This window comes from Silvibacterium dinghuense (assembly GCF_004123295.1).
Classification (GTDB): Bacteria; Acidobacteriota; Terriglobia; order Terriglobales; family Acidobacteriaceae; genus Silvibacterium; species Silvibacterium dinghuense.
Genome location: NZ_SDMK01000001.1, coordinates 1,784,429 through 1,803,949, shown reverse-complemented (window position 1 = coordinate 1,803,949; position 19,521 = coordinate 1,784,429). Strand labels below are relative to the sequence as shown.

Here is a 19,521-nt window from a genome sequence, read left to right as displayed (position 1 = left end):
CCTATACCCTGCCTTATTTCAGCCCATCCAGCAGCGAACCGACAATCCCGCCCATAACTCCGGCCTGGGTGTTGCTGCTCGTCGCTTCGCCGTCGAGATACGGCGCAAGCTGGTGTGCCAGCTTTGCGATCGGCAGCGTCTGCAGCCATACGCGGCCCGGGCCGGTGAGCGCGGCCAGGAAGATGCCGTCGCCGCCGAAGATCATATTCTTGATGCCCTGCACGCGCGTGATCTGGAAGTTCACGCTCGATTGAAACGCGCCCACGTGACCGGGATGCACGCGCAGCGTCTCGCCCGGCGCCAGGTCCTTCACGACCACCTCGCCCGAAAGCTCCAGCCAGGCCATGCCCAGGCCGGTGACGTGCTGCAGCAGGAATCCGTCACCGCCAAAGATGCCCGCGCCCAGCGACTGCTGGAAGCCCACGCTGAGCTGCACCTGCGAGGTGGCGCACAGAAATCCATGCCGATGGATATAGAAGTCGCGCCCCTGCCCGACTTCAACAGGAAGGATGTGTCCCGGCACGCGGGTCGCAAAGGCCAGTTCTCCCGGTGCGCCCACGGCGCGGTACTCGGTCATGAACAGGCTGCCGCCGCCGGCCACGCGCTTCAGAGCGCCGAAGAAGCCGCCTCCTCCGCCAAACTGCGTGTGCGTCGTCATCTGGATCGAGGCGCCCATCCAAGACAGCTCACCGGATTCGGAGATGATGGCGTCGTTATGATCCAGCAGAAATTCGAGGACCGGCATCGTGGTCCCGACAATACGGGTTTGCATCGGAAACTCCTTCGCCTGCGTCTCTGCGCGGGCCCTGTGAGATACGCGCAGCGGCCGCCGCGCGTTCCACGCCACGATTCTAACGGCAGCCGCCAGTCCCCAGTTGTCAGTCCTCAGTTCTCAGATAGGAGTATCGAGGATAAGGGTGCCCCGTCCAGGCTCCGCTTGGGCGGGAGGAACAGACCTGGCCGGGTGCCCCACGTCTCGAGTTTGAGACGTGGGAAATCCCTCTCAGTCCCAGTTCACGCAGGATTCGCGAACCAGTGGCATCATCAATGCCATGATGCCATTCGCACGACTTCGCTATCTCGTCGCCGCGCTCTGTCTTTCTTCCGTGGCCGCACACGCCCAGACCTCGCGGCCGGTGCTGATGATCTCCATCGACGGCATGAAGCCCGAGTACATCACCCACGCCGACGAGCACCATCTGAAGATCCCCACGCTCCGCCGCTTTCTCCGCGAAGGCGCCTACGCCGACGGCGTGATCGGCGTAACGCCGACCGTGACCTATCCCAGCCACACCACGCTGGTCACCGGCGTCGAGCCCGCCGTGCACGGCATCTACAACAATCAGGTCTTCGACCCCACGCGCGACTTCGCCGGCGCCTGGTACTGGTACAACGAAGACGTTCGCGTGGCAACGCTCTGGTCGGCCGCGCATGAAAAGGGCATCAAGACTGCCTCGGTGAGCTGGCCGGTCAGTGTCGATGCGAAGGGCGTGGACTATCTGATCCCGGAATATTGGCGTGTCTCAGTCGGCGGCACCAATCCCAATCCCGACGATCGCCACCTGATGGCCGCGATCAGCCGCCCGGTGGGGATGCTGCCTGAGCTCGAGCGCGAGAACGGCCCTTACATGGCCGGCAATGACACCTCGGTCGACGGCGACCGCACGCGGACAAAGTTCTCGCTCGCCATTCTGCGTGAGAAGAAGCCCGGCTTCATGACCATCCACCTCAGTTCGCTCGACGGCTCCGAGCACGAGCACGGCCCCTTCAGCGCCGAGGCCGATGAGACGCTGGAGGCCATCGACGGCATGGTCGCGCAGCTCATCGAGGCCGCTCGCGCGAATGATCCCCGCACCGACATCGTCATCGTCTCCGACCACGGCTTCGCCGACTCGCCGCACGGCGTGAACCTTGCCATTCCGTTTCTCGAGGCCGGTCTCATCACCATGGGCAAGTCCCCTATGGGCACGATGCATGTCACCTCGTGGCAGGCCGAGCCCTGGGCTGCCGGCGGCATGGCGCCGATCATGCTGCATGACCCGAGCGACCAGGCGGTGCGCGAGAAGGTGAAGACCATCCTCGATAAGCTCGCCGCCGATCCGAATTCCGGCGTGGAGCGCATCCTCACGCAGGAAGAGGCAAAGAAGTATGGCGGCTTCCCGGATGGCGCGTGGCTGGTCGTGCTCAAGATGGGCTACATCACCGGCGGGCAGCTCAGCGGACCGCTGGTGAGCGACTCGCCCGAGAAGGGCGCTCATGGATGGATCAACGACGATCCCGAGATGCATGCATCCTTCTTCGCCATGGGCGATGGGATTGCCCATGGCAAGGATCTCGGCACCATCGACATGCGCCGCATCGCGCCGACCGTCGCGGGCATCCTCGGCGCAACTCTGCCGGATGCGAAGCAGCCGAAGCTTGATGTGGCGGGGAAGTAGTCGTTATTTGTAACGAATGCAGTCACAAAATCACGAAGGGCGCGGAGAAATCCGCGCCCTGATTAGCTTTCATAGAAAGAAAATCAAAGCATCTTAGCTGCAGGAGTGCGGCCATCTGGATCCTTTTCGCGTTTCCTATAGCCGATCCATACTAGGAAAGCACCCGCTCCAATTCCAAATGCCCCTGGCCACAAGTGATGTTCTGCAATTATTTGCTCGATCGAACCTAATATAAACGCCGCTCCAACAAGGAGCGAAGAGAGCAATCGCCGTAATCCTTTTTTCAGAGAAACGGGCGTAATAGCTGCGACGATAGCAAAAACCAATCCAAGCAATACCAAGCTTAGTGGTAGAGCTTGCATGATAGTTTTTTCTTCCAGTTTCATTGCACCTACGGCACCTCCACCGGCTGGAAACAAGCCAGCTTCTCCGTATCCCGATCCCGCACGCCGATGAGATAGAGCAGGCTATCCAACCCAAGATGCGTAAGCGAGTGGCTCGCGCTCGCCCTCACCAGCGGCTTTGCGCGGAAGGCGATGCCCATCCCTGCCAGCTTCAGCATGGGCAGATCGTTTGCCCCGTCGCCGACGGCGATGACCTGCTCCAGTGAAATATTCTCGCGCTCCGCAATCTCGCGCAGAGCCTCGGCTTTACGCGCGCCGTCGACAATCGCGCCGGTGACTTCGCCGGTCACCGCGCCGTTCGCCATCTCGAGCTCATTCGCGTAGACGTAATCGATCCCGAAGCGCTGCTGCAGATGATGCGCGAAGAACGTGAACCCACCGGACAGGATCGCTGTCTTGTAGCCCAGCGTCTTCAGCGTGCAGATCAGCTGCTCCGCGCCTTCGGTCAGTGGGATCTTGCCCAGCAGTTCGCGCACGCGTGCCTCGGGCAGGCCCTTGAGCAGGCCCACGCGGCGGCGGAAGCTCTCCTGGAACTCGATCTCGCCGCGCATGGCCGACTCGGTGATCTTCACGACTTGATCGGCCACACCGGCCAGCTTCGCCAGCTCGTCGATCACTTCGCCCTGGATCAGGGTCGAATCCATGTCGAAGGCAAACAGCCGCCGGTTGCGGCGGAAGATCGACTCGCGCTGGAAGGCCACGTCGATGGGAAAGCGCTGCGCCACTTCGAGCAGGCCTGCCTTCATCTCATCCTGCGAGCGCGGCGCGCCGCTGGCCTGGATCTCGACACATGCATTGGCGTGCGGCGTGTGCACCGCCAGAGAGAGCCGTCCCGAGAGCCGCTCGATACGGTCGATGTTCAGCCCCTGTGCTGCGATGACGCCGGTGACGGCAGACAGTTGTGCTGCTGTCACAGACCGTCCGAGCACGGTGAGGATGAAGCGGTCTTTGCCCTGCAGCGAGAGCCAGTGCGAGAGCGCCTCGGCGGAGATCGGCGTGAAGCGCACCCGCAGCCCAAGTGATTCCGAGCGCGTTTCAAGCGCAGTTTTGAGCGGCGCGAACTCTGCGCCCACAGGTAGTTCGATCAGCAGGCCCAGCGCCAGCGTTTCGTGCACGACGGCCTGTCCCACATCGAGGATGCAGGCATCGAAATCAGCGAGAATGCCGGTCAAAGCGGTCGTCAACCCGGGATGATCCTGCCCGGAAAAATGCAACAGTACAGTCTGGCTCATGGCTCTTTCAGGCTAGCAGGAGCAGATGAATCCAAGGCTCAGAGCGGCCGGATAGACCGCTCCTATCGCACAGCGTCCTACCTCTATTTTACTGTGATTTCTGCCCCTCTTTCCTGCGGTACTCTGGCAGCTCTACAGGCTTTCAAGCTATCTCCGGAAGGATGTAAGCCAACATGCCCGATCAGCCCTGCTCTGTTCTGCTCCCCGGTTGCGATCAGTCTTTTGCTCTGCCTGCTGGATGGACCCTTGCGAGCGAGTCGCCGCTTACGCTTGCCGGTCCGGAGGGCGACCTCAGTCTCGTGCTCGTCCGCGAGCCGCTGCAGGAGGATCTCGCCGCGCAGGCGTTGGCCGCGTGGCGCAGCTATGAACCTGCCTTCGCCGCCCCTGTTCGCCAGCAGATCGAGGCTCATCCCTCGGACGGCTGGGAGCGCGTCGTGCAGATCATCTACGAGCGTCCGGCTGCCGAATCGCGCCTGGCCATGGCCATCGTACACATGCTCGCGGGCTTCGCCTACATCCTGCTCATCGATGCGGCCAAGGCTGCCTTCAGCCGCCGCGGAGCGCAGATCTCGGAGATTCTCCTGGCATGGAAGCCTGCCGACCTCGTTGAGGTGGATCTGGCAGGCGTTGCCGCAAAGTCATTCGGGGAACAGGAACGCGCCGAGCTCGAAGCCTTTCTGCGCTTGGCGCTTGAGCGCTTCAAGGTTCCCGGCGCAGCCATCGTCATTGTTCAGAATGGCGAGACGGTCTATGCCGAAGGTTTCGGTGTCTGTCGCGCGGGAGGCAGCGAGCCGGTCACGCCGGAGACTCGCTTTATGATCGGCTCGACCACCAAGCCGCTCACCTCGCTGCTCATGGCGCGGCTCGTCGACCGCGGCGTCTTCGCGTGGTCCACCCCGGTCACCGAGGTCCTGCCCGGTTTCGCGCTTGCCGACGCAGAGACCACCGCGCGCCTGGAGATGCGGCACACCGTCAGTGCCTCCACCGGCATGCCTCGCCGTGATTTCGACATGCTCTTCCGCTATCGCGATGTCACCCCCGAGGACCGCATTGCCGAGATGCGGCAGATGAGCCCTACCACCGGCTTCGGCGAGGTCTTCCAGTATTCGAACTACCTCGTCGCCGCGGGTGGCTATGCGGCAGCCCATGCCTATGCCCCTGGGCTCGATCTTCAGGCGGCTGCGGTGAAGGCTTTCGATGAGCTCGTCTTTGCGCCACTCAACATGGAGCGCAGCCTGTTGCTGCACAAGCCGGCAGCCGGAGACGCCACGCCGCACGGCTATCACCTCAGCGGCGAAGTCGTGCCCATCGATCCTGTCATCGAGGAGTTCCCCGACTCCTCCGCGCCTGCAGGCGCGGCCTGGTCCACCGTGCTCGACATCGCGAAGTATCTCCGCTTCGAGCTGAGCGGTGGTTTCGCGCCGAACGGCGATCGCCTGCTCTCGCCGGAGAATCTCGCTGCGCGCCGCGCACCGGCCATTCGCATTGGCGACCGCCACGGCTACGGTCTGGGCCTCTTTCTGCAGCAGCAATACGGTCTCCAGCTTATCGGTCACGACGGCAACACCATGGGCTTCTCCTCGGGCATGTTCTTCCTTCCCGGTCTCGGAAAAGATCCCGAAGCAGGGCACGGTATCGGCGTTGCCGTGCTCACCAATGCCCGTGCGGTGAACGACTTTCTCGGCGCGTTGCAGCAGCGCCTGTTGGAGCTCTTCTTCGGCGCTCCCCGCAAAGCCGATGCCATGGTCGAAGCCGCCTGCAAGGCCCGCGCTGAAGCGACGGCCCTGCGGCTGGAGCGTGTCCAGACGTCTCCTGAAGCCACGGCCTGGATCGCATCTCTCCTCGGGGACTATCGCAGCGACGAGCTGGGCGTTGCACGCATCGTGCAGGAAGAGGACGGCTTCGTGATGCAATGCGAATCCTGGTCCAGCGCGCTCGGCTCGCGCAGGGATGCGTCGGGCAAGAACCTTCTCGTGCTCACCAGCGCCCCGTGGAAGGCGGAGTTCCGTTTCCAGCCAGCCGAAGACGGTTCCGAGCTCGTGCTCGACGGCGGCCAGCAGACGTACCGATTCGTGCGGGTCAGCCCGGGATGATCCTGCCCAGAAAAGTGCAAGAGTACAGTCTGGCTCATGGCTCTTTCAGGCGAGCAGGCGGGCGTGGTTCATACCTTCTCTACCGGCCCCTCGTATTTTGCAACGATCGAATCTGCCGTCAACAGGGTAAGTCCTTCGACGATTGCCTGCGCGATGAGGATGCGGTCGAAGGGATCACGATGGAGCAGAGGCAGTTCTTCCACCGCGATGGCGTGCTCACTTGTGACCGACAGTTCCTTGTAGCCGCTCTTGAGCAAGCTCTGGCGAAGTCGCCGCGTGTCGACATGGAAGTCTTCGCGCAGCAGGCTGTTCTTGATTGCGATTTCCCAGAGATTGACAGCGCTGAAATAAGGCTGATGAGATGGATCAAGTATCAGCCTGCGCGCTGACGCCGGGAGTCGGGATTGGCTTATGGTGGCCCACAGCACGAGATGGGTATCGAGCAGGAGCTTCATTCTTCCCCGTAAAACATGCGCTCGATTTCTTCCTGCCCCATGCGGTCGAAATCATCCGGGATATGGAACTCGCCCTCAAGAGCCCCCAGGCGCTCTATCGCAGGGCCTTCGGCCATGGTCAGTGGCACCACCTTCACCATGGGTTTTCCGGCCTTGGCGATAATGAAAGGCTCGCCGTTTACCGCCTCTTCCACCAACCGGGATAGGTGGGTCTTCGCCTCATGAATGTTGATCTCGCGCATGGCTACACTCGCCTTGTGAGTGGACTTAGTTTACTGGACTTAGTTTACTCGTGCCAAGGGGCTCTCTCCATCGAACCGCCCCATATCGGACCCGAGCGGTCGGAATCCCCGTTTGAAATGTCCTAGAATAGAAGACAGGACGATGAGCAACATGCTTATGCCGCCGCTTCTCAAGCGCTTTCGACACGGTCGCCCGGACCGTGGACGGTTCCTCTCCCTGTAGGTACTCTTTTCCCGTCGCATTGCGGGCTCGCCCTTGTGCGCCCCGCTGCGAATGCTGGTCCAATCCCCGGTAAACGGTACAGGGACCCACACATTGGCCTCCACGCGGAGCGCCCCCTCCCAGTTAAAGTTTCGTTTGAAATCGAGGACTCCATGAGCACTTCCAAGAATTCCTTCGGCAGCCAGACTACGCTGACTTCTGGCGGCAAGACCTATGAACTCTACCGGCTCGGCGCGCTCGCATCGAAGGGCGTGAACCTCAGCCGCCTGCCCTACAGCCTGCGCATCCTGCTTGAGAACCTGCTCCGCCGCGAAGACGGCGAGTCGGTCACCGCAGAGGACATCGAGTTCCTCGCCAAGTGGGACCCCAAGGCCGAGCCGAACCGCGAAATCGCCTTCATGCCCGCCCGCGTCCTCATGCAGGACTTCACTGGCGTGCCCGCCATCGTCGATCTCGCCGCCATGCGCGACGCCATGAAGCTCCTCGGCGGCGACCCGCAGAAGATCAACCCGCTGCAGCCCGCCGAGCTGGTCATCGACCACTCTGTGCAGGTGGACGAGTACGGCACCGCCAACTCCTACCAGCTCAACTCGCTGCTCGAGTTCCAGCGCAACCGCGAGCGTTACGCCTTCCTCAAGTGGGGCCAGACCGCCTTCGATAACTTCTCCGCCGTGCCCCCGGGCATGGGCATCTGCCACCAGGTCAACCTCGAGTACCTCGCCCGCGTCGTCTTCACGCTCGCGGCCGACGGCAAGACGGTCGCCTATCCTGACACGCTCGTCGGCACCGACTCGCACACCACGATGATCAACGGTCTCGGTGTCCTCGGCTGGGGCGTAGGCGGCATTGAAGCCGAGGCGGCCATGCTCGGCCAGCCGGTTTCCATGCTCGTGCCCCAGGTCGTCGGCTTCAAGCTCACCGGCAAGCTGCGCGAAGGCGCCACCGCCACCGATCTCGTCCTCACCGTCACCGAGATGCTCCGCAAGCTCGGCGTGGTCGGCAAGTTCGTCGAGTTCTACGGTGCCGGCATCTCCGAGCTCTCGCTCGCCGACCGCGCCACCATCGCCAACATGGCTCCCGAGTACGGCGCCACCTGCGGCATCTTCCCGGTCGACGCCGAAACGCTGCGCTACCTGCGCCTCACCGGCCGTAACGGGGAGCAGATCAAGCTCGTCGAGGCCTACTACAAGGAGCAGGGCCTCTTCCACACGCCGGAATCGCCGGAAGCCGAGTACTCCGCGACCCTGTCGCTCGACCTCGCGACCGTTGAGCCCAGCGTTGCCGGACCGAAGCGTCCCCAGGACCGCGTGCTGCTGCGCGAGACCGGCGCTTCGTTCGCGAAGCAGCTGCCCAACCTCCTCGGCCCCAACGCCAATAAGAACGGCGAGCGCCAGGTCGTCCGCTGGGAAGGTGAAGGCGGCCATCCGGCCGAGACCATCGATGCCGCGCAGGGCGTGCACGAAGCCGGTCCCACCGTCTCGGTCAAGGAGCGCTTCAAGGTCGACGTCGACAAGTACCTCGACAACGGCTCCATCGTCATCGCCGCCATCACCAGCTGCACCAACACCTCGAATCCTTCGGTGATGGTTGCCGCCGGCATTCTCGCCAAGAAGGCCGTCGAGAAGGGTCTCAGCGTTCCGCCGTGGGTCAAGACTTCGCTCGCGCCCGGCTCGCGCGTCGTGACCGATTACTACGAGAAGGCTGGACTGCTCCCCTACCTCGACAAGCTGCGCTTCAACGTCGTCGGCTACGGCTGCACCACCTGCATCGGCAACTCCGGCCCGCTGCCTACCGACGTTTCGAAGTCCATCGAGGACCACGGCCTGGTCGCCGTCTCCGTCCTCTCCGGCAATCGCAACTTCGAGGGCCGCATCAACTCGGACGTCCGCGCCAACTACCTCATGTCGCCGCCGCTGGTCGTTGCCTATGCGCTGGCTGGCCGCATCGATCACGACTTCGACGCGCAGCCCATCGGCAAGGGCACCGACGGCGATGTCTTCCTCAAGGACATCTGGCCCTCGCAGCAGGAAGTCGCCGACACCATCGCTTCGGCCATCGACTCCGAGATCTTCCTCAAGGAGTACTCGACCGTCTCCGATGGCGATGCCAACTGGCAGCAGCTCAAGTTCCCCACCGGCGACGTCTACCAGTGGGAGGCCGACTCCACCTACATCCGCAAGGCTCCGTACTTTGACGGAATGCCCGCCACCCCGGCTCCCGTCGAAGACATCGCCTCGGCCCGCGTCCTCGCGGTCCTCGGCGACTCGGTGACCACCGACCACATCTCGCCCGCTGGCTCCATCAAGGCCAACGGACCGGCCGGCAAGTACCTCGCCGCCCACGGCGTCAAGCCCGCGGACTTCAACTCCTACGGCTCGCGTCGCGGCAACCACGAGGTCATGGTGCGCGGCACCTTCGCCAACGTCCGTCTGCGCAACAAGCTGGCTCCGGGCACCGAGGGCGGCGTCACCCGCCTGCTGCCCGAGGGCGAAGGCATGAGCATCTTCGACGCCTCGGTCATCTACGCCGAGCGCAAGACCCCACTCATCGTCCTTGCGGGCAAGGAGTACGGTTCGGGCTCGTCGCGTGACTGGGCGGCCAAGGGACCGAAGCTTCTTGGCGTCCGCGCCGTCATCGCGGAGAGCTACGAGCGCATCCACCGTTCGAACCTCGTCGGCATGGGCATCCTGCCCCTGCAGTTCGCCGAGGGCCAGAACGTCGAAAGCCTCGGTCTTACCGGCGAGGAAGTCTTCGACTTCCCCGGCCTCAAGGCGCTGCTCGACGCGAAGTTCGCGAACGGCCGCACCCTCAAGGTGAAGGCGACAGCAGCCGACGGCTCCGTGAAGGAGTTCGAAGCCAAGGTCCGCATCGACACCCCGCAGGAGATCGGCTACTACGAGCACGGCGGCATTTTGCAGTACGTGCTGCGTGGATTGGCGAAGAGCTAGCTCAGCTTCTAGCTGCTAGCCTCTAGCTCAACTACAAAAGCCCTCACGCGAAAGCGTGAGGGCTTTTCTATTCTCTAAAACTCAAAAATCATCTGTCATTCCGACCGAAGCTCGCCAAAGGCGAGCGCAGCGGAGGAACCTGCGGTTCGCTCGCACCGGCACGAAAAAGGGTGCCCCACGTCTCGATGTTGAGACGTGGGAAGTACAATCCCTGATCTTTTCCGGCACGTACCTTCCCCACTCAAGCCAAAAGAAGGCTTGAATGGGCCACCGTCACTCTTATGTTTGAACGCAGAAAAGCCCCGGCTTATGCCGGGGCTTTTCACATCCAGAAGCGCGGGAGCTATGTTCCGACGCCATACTCCGCTTCGGAGTAGGTATCGCCGGCGTGCGCGTAGAAGTCTTCCGGTTTGCGGTGCTTGAACTTGTAGCGAAGCCGCAGCTCGCGGCCGACATACAGTCCCAGCGCGGCCACTCCGACCGCTACCGAGGCCCAGCCCACGGCGCGCAGCGCAAGGCTCTCGTCCGACTCCGACTTCCGGCAGAATGCAGGCAACATACTCACAGTGAAACCCATCCTTCCGCGGCGCCGACGCACCGCGATGCCATCATGATAGCCCAATTTCGCATCCCGGCCGGCTGCTTTCTGCCGTCCCGGCTACCACTTAGGTTCCATTCCCTGGGATGCGTCCCATATTTACTTCGTGCTGTGGATTCGATGCAGCAGCTCGATCTTCCGTTCGGCGGGCAAAAAACTGGCTTCGATGGAATTGGCTGCCAGCTCGCGCAGATGCTCGGCATGAAAGTCGAATTCCCGTTCTGCCAGCTGGTACTCGCCTTCGAGCGAGCAGTGGAACATGGCCGGGTCGTCCGAGTTCAGCGTCACCATCAGCCCGGCATCGAAGCAGAGCCGTACCGGGTGATCGCTCAGCTGCGGACAGCAGCCCGTCGCCACGTTGGACGAAATGCACACCTCGATCGGCACCTGCCGCTCGGCAAGAACTTCCATCAGCTCCGCGTCCTGGATCGCGGAAAGCCCATGCCCGATGCGCTCGGCGCCGATATTCAGCGCGCCCCAGATGCTCTCCGGCCCGGTCGTCTCACCCGCATGCGCCGTCAGGTGCAGGCCAGCTTGTTTTGCTTCGCCATAAAGCTCGCGAAACAGCTCCGGCCCCGCCTGCCGCTCGTCGCCGCCGATGCCGATGCCGACGATGGATGCGTATTCCTGCTTCATCTCCGCGGCCTTTTTGAAGACCCGCGCTGCCGCCTCCACGCCGAACTGCCGCACGGCGTCGAAGATCCAGTACGCAGTCATGCCAAAGTCTGCCTCGGCCCGCAGGCGTCCGCGCTCCATGCCCGCAAACAGCGGCTCGAACTCCGAGCGTCCCCAGAAATACACCACGCCCACGGCCACGTAGACCTCGGCATGCACCACTCCCTGTGCAGCCAGCCGTTCGAGCATCTTGTAGGTGATCAGCTCGTAGTCGTCGGCGGTGCGCAGCCGCTCGGTGACAGCCTTGAAGGCCATCAGGAAGCCGGTGAAGTCCTTGTACTGGTAGATCGCCGCCGCATCTTCGAGTGTCAGCGGTTCGGCGTCGTGCCGCCGGCTCAGCTCGACCAGCGTTGCCGGCTCGACCGTGCCTTCCAGGTGCAGATGCAGTTCCGCCTTGGGGAGGCGGCGGATGAAGCTTTCATACGCTGGGGACAAAATTCGCGTTTCCCTTCTCGCTCTGGTTCTTGCGTTCCCGCTTCATGGCATACATGGAGCGATCCGCGGTATCCAGCAGCAGTTCGGGTTCTTCGCCGTCTTCGGGGGAGAACGCCAGCCCGATGCTGGCCCCGAGCGGCAACTCCAGGTCTTCAAAGCGGAACGGCTTGCATACGAATGCGGAGAGCCGCTGTGCGGTCTCCTGGGTGCTCGCACGGCTCTCTGCCTCGCAGAGGAGGACGCCGAACTCGTCGCCGCCCAGCCGGGCCACGGTGTCGGACTCCCGCAGGCTATTGCGCATCCGGTTGGCGATCTCGCAGATGGCGGCATCGCCGGCCCTGTGTCCGTGCCTGTCGTTGATCTGCTTCAGGCAGTCCATGTCGATGCTCAGTACGCCCAGCCCGCGTCCATGGCGCTTGACCATCTCGAGATGCTGCCGCATCCGGTCATAAAAGAGCGCCCGGTTGGGCAGGTCGGTCAGGGCATCGTGGGTTGCGCGCAGGTAGAGCTCGTTCTGCTGGTTGCGTGCTGCGTGGAACATGGCCGCCGCCAGCACCTCGCAGATCATGGCGAGTACGGAGATATCCTGGTCGCCGAAGGCGTGGGGTGTGCGGGAGAAGATCTTCAGCGCTCCCACGGTCATGCTGTCGTATGCGAGAGGGGCCACGATCAGCGAGCGCAGGCCTTCCTGGCGGCATGTGTCCTTTTCGAGCCGCGGGTCTGTCTCCGCATCCGAGCAATAGAGAACCTCGTCGAGCGACAGGCACAGTCCGGAGAGGGTGTTTTCCAGTCCCTGGCGCCTGCCCAGGTGCTCCCTGGTGATGCCTGAGGCTGCGCGGCAGACCAGCTCCCCCGCCTCGGACAGCTCCACGATCGCGCCCTCGGCGCCGGTCAGATCCTGCACCTGGGATGCGGCCAGCGTCATGACCGCTCCGAGATCCATGCCCAGCTTTGCGATCTCGGTCTGGGTGCGCACGATCTCGCGCAGAGCTTTGCGATCAAGGATTGCGGAGTTGTATGTTTTCATCTTGCTCGGGGACCGCCCTTAACGATCTGGCGCAGGGTGCCGCACCCTTGGGGGCAGTACGTCGCCCGCCGGCTTTGGAACGCGAAAACCCATTCGTCGGTACCCCAAAGCATACCGAAAAAGGAAAGATTCGTGCGGACTGCTGCGCGCAGCAGTCCATGTCTCAAAATCGAGACATGGGGCACCCGGATTCTCTTCTGTTTTAAGTGGGATAAACTCCAGCTCGCGACCAGCGGGAGCGGAGGCCGAAGGCGGACCGCCCTGCGCGCAGCAGCTTACGTGTGGATGTTGACCAGGCCGTCGGCCGAGCCCGGCGAGATGCGCGAGGTCTGCGGCGCGCGCCAGTGGTCGATGTAGGAGATTTGATGGACGCAGCTGATGGTGCAGTGCGGCGCGCAGGTCTTCTCGGTGAGAAACTCCCGCTTCACATCCTCCTTGGTGTACTCGGCCAGCGGCACGCCGGGGAAGCCCCTCTGCTGGGAGCAGTAGTGCACCAGGCCGTTTTCGCACACGTAGATGTAGCGTGAGCCGGCGCGGCAGCGCCAGTCATTGGGCTGCGCGTTGGCGATGGCTTCCTGGAACTTGTTGAAACGAGAATAGTTCTTCTTGTTCCAGCCGCGCATTTCCTGCCACACGGCGCGCTCGCGGCCGCCCAGCGGCTTCAGCTGGCCGTCGCCGTCGTGGATGATACCGATGGTCGAGGTAAAGCCCAGCTCCAAGGCGCGGCGCCCGATGGTCAGCGCGTCTTCGGGGTTCGAAATGCCGCCGCCTACCACCGAGTTGATGTTTACGTGGAACTCGGCGTACTCCGAGAGCCATTCCAGCTTCTTGTCCAGAACTTTGAGGCTCTTCTTCGAGACTTCGTCCGGATTGATGTTGTCGATCGAGATCTGCAGATGGTCGAGTCCGGCGCGGTTCAGCCGCTCGATGCGCTCCGGCACCAGGTAGTAGCCATTGGTGATCATGCCGGCCAGCGCGCCGTTCTTGCGGATGCGGCGGATGATTACGTCGAGGTCGGGATGGGTCGTCGGCTCGCCGCCGGAGATGGTGATGATGCTCGTACCCAGGCGCCCCAGGTGGTCGATGCGGCGCAGCATCTCGTCGAGCGGCACCGGCTCGGAGACCTTGTCGTATTCGTTGCAGTAGGTGCAGGAGAGGTTGCAGAAGCGCATCGGTACGATCTGCGCCATGACCGGATGCCCGGTCGAGGCCAGTGCCCGGCCTACGATGGCCAGCTCGCGCGCCTTGCGCGTAGCCGCCCGCATCTTGCGGAGAAATGGGCGCTTAACCGGCAGAGCCTTTGCGGCACCCGGCTTCGGGGTTTCCGGCTTCTGCGTTCCTGGCTGCTGTACGGCAGTCGACATAACCCTCTTATTGAATCACAGCCGCTCCGGCGACTGCGAGCCTGCTCCGCTGAACGGCGCTCCCGGAGGGTTGAAATGCAGCTTTTCGCTCCTAGCTTTTGGCTTTCAGCTAAAAGCTAAACCCCGGGTGGCCCACTTAAGCCCTGCGGGTGGCCCATGCAAGCCTGGTTTGGGCTTGAGTGGGGAGATCGGGGTTCGTCGCCTCCCGCCCAAGCGGAGCTTGGACGGGGCACCCGGGTTTCTGCGCGCGTGGGAAAGTAAGGCCTGAATCGCGACCAGCGGGAGCGGGGGCCGAAGGCGAATCGCCCTGCATGCAGCAGCCCATGTCTCACATTCGAGACATGGGGCACCCGGCGAGAACAAGCTAAAAGCTAGAAGCCAGGAGCTAAAAGCTGGTTAGCCCTTTTTCTTCGGTTCCCCGTCCTGCAGGCTCATCGTAAACTCCCTGTGGTTGCGGAAGATGGTCACCTGCACCTGCTTGCCGCGGTTGGCGTGCAGTGCCTTGTCCCAGTCACTCACGGAAGCCATATTCCGTCCGTTCACCCGGATCACGACATCGCCGGCCTTGAGTCCGGCCGCCGAGCCCGCGCTGTTTGCCGCGACCCGCTTTACCAGCAGGCCCCGGCCGTCATGCAGGCCGAAGTATTCCGCCAGCTGTGCATTCAAAGGGTCCAGTTGCAGCCCGATCGAGGGGCCGCCGAAGAGCAGCGAGCCGAAGAATCCGTACCCATGGGAGGAGGGCGCGCTCAGCGCGATATCTCCATCCGAGTTGGGGTCGGGCACGACGGTCAGGTTGTCCAGCACGCTGTGCTCGAGCTGTGTCTGATCGGCCAGCGTTGCCGAGATGGTCTGCTGCTGGCCGTCACGGCTGATCTGCAGCGTGATATTCCGCCCCGCCGGGGTCTCGTGCAGCAGTTTGCGCAGTTGTTCGGCATTGGCGATGGCCTGCCCGTTCATCTGCTGCACCACATCGTGCAGCTTGAGGCCTGCCGAGGCGGCGGGCGCATCGTGATCGAGGGTAATGATTTCCGCCCCGGTGGTGTCCTTGAGCTTCAGGTCTTTTACCCGGTCGGCGGCGACGTCGCGCACCCCGATCCCCAGGTAACCGGATACATTGCTGGTCGCGGCGGAACTCTGCGGAACAGCGGCCGGATGGCCGGTGCCTATGGCATAGGCGCTTCCCCACGAGGACAGAACGGCCATCGCCGTCGCTGCGGACACCAGCCTCGAAAGATGCTTCATGGCTCTTCCTTCTTCTCGCCTCTCCCTCTCTGCCGGGGGAGTCGGCCTGTCTTTTGTGTGACGGTGGAGGTGACAAAAGGTTGCGGGAACCATGATGCCAGACCAGGATGATCGTGCAATGAAAGAAGATCCGGCGCAAGGCCGGATCTTCTTACTGCACCTGTTCGATCTGGCTCAGCACCTGTTGCGAGACGCCCCGGATCTGGGGGTTGTCATCACGTACCGCTACCGTATGCAGTACCTCGCGCACGCTCGAGTCTGCGCCTACCGGCTCGAGCAGTTCGACGGCGCGAGCCCGCACCTCGGCACTGGGGTCGCGCATCAGCGCTTCGAGCACCGCGTCGCGCACCTTCATGTCGTCGGCCACAAAGGACTGCAGGCCGTCCAGCGCCTCCAGGCGCACGCGCGAGCTGTCGTCATAGAGAAGGGAGACCATCAGTTCGTTGCGCACCAGCCGGTCGCTGCACATCTGCCCTGTGCGGCAGCCGTTTGCCAGCAGCCCGACCGAGTTGTTGCGCACATCGGCATCTACCCGGTTCTTCGCGCCGATCACCAGCAGCTGCCGGATTCCCGGGTCGTTCAGCGATCCATGCACGGAGGCCGGCACCAGCCGGTTGTAATGCACTTCCACGTTGCCCGTTCCCGGCTCTGCGAGAATGCCGTTCACGCTGGCGACGTTATCCGCGCTTTCCTCTCCGGCGGGCTCGGCGGTGATGGTTTCCGGAGCCACTGTCGTACCGGCGGCGGGAGCCTGCGTCGCCGCCATCACCGGCGTGGTCACGTGGGCGCGCAAGCCGGCATGGTATCCGCCATAGGCGCCTGTGCCGACACCGGCGATCAGCAGCAGGGATGCTGCGACCGGCGCGGAGCGCAGCCGGTGGACTCCGCGTGAAAACTGCTGCGAGACCCGCAGTACCCAGCCGCCCTGCGGCATCGCGTCCAGTGCCTCTTCCAGGCGCATCCGTGTCCGCGCTACGAAATTCGGGGTGGGGTCTTCTACTGGCAACAGCGCCATGGCCCGCATCAGGGCCTGCGCGCCCTCAAGCTCATCCCGGCAGGCTTCGCACACGCCGAGATGCTGCTCGAGTTGGTGCTTCTGGTCGTCGGCAAGCTCGCCGTAGACGGCCAAAGCGATTTGCTCTTGTGCCGCGTCGCACTTCATGGTCATGGTCTTCGCCTCACTGCCTCGAAAGTCTTGCTGCGCCCGCTCCGAATCTTTTGTCCGGTAGTCGGGATACTGCCTGCTGCTGATCCTGCTGCATGTCCTGAAGCCTGAGCCTGTTGTCTGGAGGGAACCGGGGGCGTTCGTCCACAGGTCTTGGCTTTGCTTCTCTGTTTCAGGTCTCCGCTTTGTGTCGTTTCTTCCAGCTTCTGCTTGAAATCTCTTACCGCATCTCCGCCAGGTTCGCCCGCAGCTTCCGTGTTGCCCGGAAGAGCGTGTTCTTGGCCGTCTCTTCCGTGGTGTTCAACATCTCGCCGATGGTTCTCAGCTTCAATCCCTGGTAGTGCTTCAGCTCGAAGACCATCCGCTCTCGCGGTGTGAGCTGATCCAGTGCCTCGCGGATCTTCGATCCGAGTATCTTGCGGTGCAGTTCGCGGTCCGGATTCGCACCCGCCCGGTCATCGGAGACATTGCTGAGCAGGTCCATCTCTTCGCCTGAAGAGTCCACCATGACCGCCTGGTCCTCGCGCCGCGATTTTCTCCGCCGCAGCAGGTCGAGGCACAGGTTCGTGACGATCCGGTAGATCCAGGTGTAGAACGAGCACTCGAAGCGGAAGTTGCCCAGATAGCGATAGGCCTTGAGGAATGCCTCCTGGTGGATATCTTCGGCGTCCTGCTCGGATCCCGTCAGGTGAAGTGCCAGCCTTAGCACCGCCTGATCATATTGACGCACCAGAGCGTCAAACGCTGCGCGCGAACCCTGTTGCGCCTCGCGGATCAATTCCATCTCGCTTGCGCGGGCCTGTGGATCGGTCAGCATCCCTCGCGAAGATTGTATCTTTGCCGGCTGTGGTGCTGCCGACGGTCCGGAGTTGGCCGATGAGGCGAAGGGGGAAACGAAACGGAGGGCGTCAGCAGACATCAAAGCTCCTTGCAGGAACGGCTGGAACGGGAACCGTCTGGGCGTACAGCTTCCGCATAAAGGACGTATCCAATTCCGAATGGTAAGCGGATGGCGTTGAAATTGTTTTTATCGGCTCCAAACGCGGCCGCCGGCACTCGCCGTGGAAAAGCCGGTGTGAACAATCGACTACACTCCCATCATGAACAGCCGTCAAGGTGAATTCGGAAACGGACGGTTGTGGCCGTCGGACGAAAGCTCCGCCAGCGAGGCAGCGCAGGAGCATGCAGCAGAAAAGAGCGTGGGCTCAAACGCTCTCGTCACCGCCTATTGCGACGGCGGCTCCCGCGGCAACCCCGGCCCCTCGGGGTATGGCGTTTTTATCGAAGGCGAGGCCGGCGAGACGGTCGCGGAGCTGAGCGAATACCTGGGTAAGCGCACCAACAACTTCGCCGAGTACTCGGGTCTGCTGGCTGCCCTCGATTTTGCCGTCCGCGAAGGCCATCGCCGCATGCGCGTGGTCGCCGACTCCGAGCTGATGGTCAAGCAGATTCAGGGCAAATACCGCGTCAACAGCCCCGATCTCAAGCCGCTCTATGAGGAGGCCAAGCGCCGCATTGCCCGCCTCGACTTCTTCGAGATCCGTCACGTCCTTCGCAATAAGAACAAGGAAGCGGACCGGCTGGCCAACGAGGCGATGGATCGCGGGCAGGGACGGACGGTGAACATTGCCGCGCCGGCTCCAGCCGCACCCCGCCCTTCCAGTTCCGGCCCTGTTGCACCGCGCCCGATCGCCGCCGATCCTGTGATGCCGGAGCCCGAAGTCCGTCCGCGTACCGCAGGCGAGGCCGGAGGGATCGTGGTTGCTCCGATTCGCGCCGGCAGTACTACGCAGCCCGCGCCGGAAGCGCCCAAAACCTATCGTGGCCTGGTGAAGGGCGGCGTAATCCATCTGGTCGAAGGCAACCTTCCTGATGGCATCTTCGTCCGCATCACGCCGGAACGGCGATAAAGCTATCGGCGGCTCATACAAGCCCGGATTTGGCTTGTGTGGGGCGGCACGAACCCCATCTCCAGAGCAGCGAGGATGAGGGTGCCCGTCCAGGCTCCGCCTGGGCGGGAGGCACTGCCCCCTATCTCGATTCAGACTTGGGAGGAGTACCTTATCAATCCTGAGGATGCGCTGCCAGGTACTTCCTGTATTCGCCGTCGAGGTCCGTCACCAGCGCGTCGACCAGCAGCAACTGCCCTTGCAGTATGCCGATGTTTGTCATCATCGTTTTGGCGTCGGCCGGGCTCATATCGTCCTTGTTATCTTCCATCGGCGCGATGGTGCCCAGGCTCACAATCGCATCCCGCGCCGCCTGGTGCTCGGCTGTGCGCAGCTCTTCCTGCGTGTTGTAGATGTTCGAGAACTCCTGCGCCTGGCTGTATGGCATAAACGCCAGCGCGCCGGTCGACTGCGCCGTTTTCCAGCTCACCTCGTCGAAGTCCGTGATCGAAAAATGGACGCTCAGCGTCCCATGGGGCAGCTTGCCTGTCTGCAGCACCTGCTTGAGCATTGCCACGTCTTCCTTCAGCGTGGCCTGTTGCTTGTGGATGTCGGACGAGACGCCCTGCAGATCCTTCGCATTGCTGCGAATCTCATCCGTCATGCTGGCGGCGGCTTCATTGGCAAGATGCCGGTGTTCCCGCCACTCCACGCAGCCTTCGATGCCGACTGCGATCAGCAATCCGATGGTGATGGTGAACAGGTGAATCAGGAAGTCGCGCCAGTTGAGAACCGGCTCATGGGGCGGATGCACATCGAGCACAGGGAGGTCTCCGTGGTCCCCATTCTCCATGAGGATTGCCGCTCTGTCAGCGGATTTCTTGTGCGCGTCCGGAGGCTGCCTGTCGGGGTTCGTGCCCCTCCATGTCTCAAAGTCGAGACATGGGGCACCCTGTTTCGTGCCCGTGCGGGGGAGCCGCAGCCCACCCACGCCAACAACAGGCTTGAGTGGGCTGCCCGTAGCTTCTTGTTGGATGGAGAGCAGAACCACGGCTCGCGACCAAAGGGAGCGCCACGCGAAGCGAAAGGCC

17 protein-coding genes are annotated in these 19,521 nt (G+C 62.9%); 4 read left to right on the top strand and 13 right to left on the bottom strand.

Going from position 1 to position 19,521, the window contains the following annotated elements; translation table 11 throughout:
• Window positions 1-13 precede the first annotated feature (13 nt).
• Complete coding sequence (locus ESZ00_RS07095; protein WP_129207415.1) at window positions 14-772, bottom strand: AIM24 family protein; 759 nt, start codon at window positions 770-772, stop codon at window positions 14-16.
• Window positions 773-989: 217 nt separating this feature from the next.
• On the opposite strand from ESZ00_RS07095, the gene ESZ00_RS07090 reads away from it, so the two are divergent.
• On the top strand, window positions 990-2,438 hold the full coding sequence (locus tag ESZ00_RS07090) for an alkaline phosphatase family protein (protein WP_129207414.1): 1,449 nt from the start codon (window positions 990-992) through the stop codon (window positions 2,436-2,438).
• Window positions 2,439-2,521: 83 nt separating this feature from the next.
• Here the strand turns inward: ESZ00_RS07090 and ESZ00_RS07085 are convergent, their stop codons facing one another.
• Both ESZ00_RS07085 and serB read right to left on the bottom strand, forming a co-directional pair.
• Complete coding sequence (locus tag ESZ00_RS07085; protein WP_129207413.1) at window positions 2,522-2,824, bottom strand: hypothetical protein; 303 nt, start codon at window positions 2,822-2,824, stop codon at window positions 2,522-2,524.
• Window positions 2,825-2,829: 5 nt separating this feature from the next.
• On the bottom strand, window positions 2,830-4,074 hold the full coding sequence (serB, locus tag ESZ00_RS20390) for a phosphoserine phosphatase SerB (protein WP_129207412.1): 1,245 nt from the start codon (window positions 4,072-4,074) through the stop codon (window positions 2,830-2,832).
• Window positions 4,075-4,247: 173 nt separating this feature from the next.
• Between serB and ESZ00_RS07075 the strand changes: the two genes are divergently transcribed.
• Window positions 4,248-6,167: a serine hydrolase gene (locus ESZ00_RS07075; RefSeq protein WP_129207411.1), complete on the top strand. Its 1,920-nt coding sequence runs from the start codon at window positions 4,248-4,250 to the stop codon at window positions 6,165-6,167.
• A gap of 68 nt (window positions 6,168-6,235) precedes the next feature.
• Here ESZ00_RS07075 and ESZ00_RS07070 read toward each other — a convergent pair whose 3' ends face one another.
• The gene (locus ESZ00_RS07070) at window positions 6,236-6,622 is read right to left on the bottom strand and encodes a type II toxin-antitoxin system VapC family toxin (protein WP_129207410.1); all 387 of its coding nucleotides are present in this window, start codon (window positions 6,620-6,622) and stop codon (window positions 6,236-6,238) included.
• Window positions 6,619-6,864, bottom strand: a complete 246-nt coding sequence (locus ESZ00_RS07065) for a type II toxin-antitoxin system Phd/YefM family antitoxin (RefSeq protein WP_129207409.1) — start codon at window positions 6,862-6,864, stop codon at window positions 6,619-6,621. The genes ESZ00_RS07070 and ESZ00_RS07065 overlap by 4 nt, the downstream gene beginning before the upstream one ends.
• Before the next feature lie 375 nt (window positions 6,865-7,239).
• Here ESZ00_RS07065 and acnA point away from each other — a divergent pair, with 375 nt between their 5' ends.
• Window positions 7,240-10,035, top strand: a complete 2,796-nt coding sequence (gene acnA, locus ESZ00_RS07060) for an aconitate hydratase AcnA (protein WP_129207408.1) — start codon at window positions 7,240-7,242, stop codon at window positions 10,033-10,035.
• Window positions 10,036-10,378: 343 nt separating this feature from the next.
• Here acnA and ESZ00_RS07055 read toward each other — a convergent pair whose 3' ends face one another.
• The 7 genes from ESZ00_RS07055 to ESZ00_RS07025 all read right to left on the bottom strand — a co-directional run bounded on the left by ESZ00_RS07055 (window position 10,379) and on the right by ESZ00_RS07025 (window position 17,460).
• A complete protein-coding gene (locus ESZ00_RS07055) occupies window positions 10,379-10,594 on the bottom strand; it encodes a hypothetical protein (RefSeq protein WP_129207986.1) in 216 nt (71 codons plus the stop codon).
• Between the two features lie 138 nt (window positions 10,595-10,732).
• A complete protein-coding gene (add, locus tag ESZ00_RS07050; protein WP_129207407.1) occupies window positions 10,733-11,743 on the bottom strand; it encodes an adenosine deaminase in 1,011 nt (336 codons plus the stop codon).
• Entirely contained in the window at window positions 11,727-12,770 is a 1,044-nt protein-coding gene (locus tag ESZ00_RS07045; RefSeq protein WP_129207406.1) for a sensor domain-containing diguanylate cyclase, read from the bottom strand. The genes add and ESZ00_RS07045 overlap by 17 nt, the downstream gene beginning before the upstream one ends.
• A gap of 275 nt (window positions 12,771-13,045) precedes the next feature.
• The gene (locus ESZ00_RS07040; RefSeq protein ID WP_129207985.1) at window positions 13,046-14,035 is read right to left on the bottom strand and encodes a radical SAM protein; all 990 of its coding nucleotides are present in this window, start codon (window positions 14,033-14,035) and stop codon (window positions 13,046-13,048) included.
• 495 nt (window positions 14,036-14,530) lie between these two features.
• Window positions 14,531-15,376 (bottom strand): PDZ domain-containing protein, encoded by an 846-nt coding sequence (locus tag ESZ00_RS07035; RefSeq protein WP_164981382.1) that lies wholly within the window; start codon window positions 15,374-15,376, stop codon window positions 14,531-14,533.
• A 151-nt stretch (window positions 15,377-15,527) separates the two neighbouring features.
• Window positions 15,528-16,544 carry a zf-HC2 domain-containing protein gene (locus tag ESZ00_RS07030; protein ID WP_129207984.1) on the bottom strand — a complete coding sequence of 339 codons (1,017 nt, stop codon included), beginning with the start codon at window positions 16,542-16,544 and terminating at the stop codon, window positions 15,528-15,530.
• Window positions 16,545-16,761: 217 nt separating this feature from the next.
• Window positions 16,762-17,460 (bottom strand): RNA polymerase sigma factor, encoded by a 699-nt coding sequence (locus tag ESZ00_RS07025; protein ID WP_129207404.1) that lies wholly within the window; start codon window positions 17,458-17,460, stop codon window positions 16,762-16,764.
• Window positions 17,461-17,740: 280 nt separating this feature from the next.
• Between ESZ00_RS07025 and ESZ00_RS07020 the strand changes: the two genes are divergently transcribed.
• Window positions 17,741-18,451 (top strand): ribonuclease HI family protein, encoded by a 711-nt coding sequence (locus tag ESZ00_RS07020; protein WP_229741007.1) that lies wholly within the window; start codon window positions 17,741-17,743, stop codon window positions 18,449-18,451.
• 154 nt (window positions 18,452-18,605) lie between these two features.
• On the opposite strand, the gene ESZ00_RS07015 is transcribed toward ESZ00_RS07020, so the two are convergent.
• The gene (locus ESZ00_RS07015) at window positions 18,606-19,253 is read right to left on the bottom strand and encodes a hypothetical protein (protein WP_229741006.1); all 648 of its coding nucleotides are present in this window, start codon (window positions 19,251-19,253) and stop codon (window positions 18,606-18,608) included.
• Window positions 19,254-19,521 lie beyond the last annotated feature (268 nt).